This window comes from Haloarcula sp. Atlit-7R (genome assembly GCF_003666065.1).
GTDB classification, from domain to species: domain Archaea; phylum Halobacteriota; class Halobacteria; order Halobacteriales; family Haloarculaceae; genus Haloarcula; species Haloarcula taiwanensis.
The window spans coordinates 1-452 of record NZ_QXIK01000104.1 but is presented as its reverse complement, the minus strand read 5'-3'; the positions used below and the strand labels follow the sequence as shown (position 1 = coordinate 452).

At 59.7% G+C, this 452-nt stretch carries 1 protein-coding gene; it reads left to right on the top strand.

The genetic code is table 11. The annotated features are described in order from the left end of the window. Positions 1–115 precede the first annotated feature (115 nt). Positions 116–452 (top strand): geranylgeranylglyceryl/heptaprenylglyceryl phosphate synthase (locus tag D3D01_RS22855; RefSeq protein ID WP_304999837.1); only part of this gene is annotated, 337 nt, incomplete at its 3' end.

Here is a 452-nt window from a genome sequence, read left to right as displayed (position 1 = left end):
CAGCGTCCATCGTACACCGGGTTTGGTGACAGGTGGGTTAAAATTCACTCCCGGCTATGCGTGTGACCCGTTCCATCCGCACGCTTTTTACGCCCCCTCAAGCAAAGAGCGACCAATGAGCTATCCGTGGGAAGACTGGGATCATATCACCAAAATCGACCCTGACAAGGACCTCGTCGACGGCGAGACGTTCGAAGACGTGTGTGAGACGGGCACCGACGCCCTCGAAATCGGCGGCACGCTCGACATCACAGAGGAGAAGATGGAGCGCGTCATCGAGGCGACCTCGAAGTACGACGTGCCAATCTACCAGGAGCCGTCGAACCCCGGCGTCGTCATCGACGACGACGCGCTTGACGGCTACCTCATCCCGACGGTGTTCAACGCGAGCGACTCGTTTTGGATCACCGGCGCGCACAAGGAGTGGGTCCGCATCGAAGACGGCCTCGACT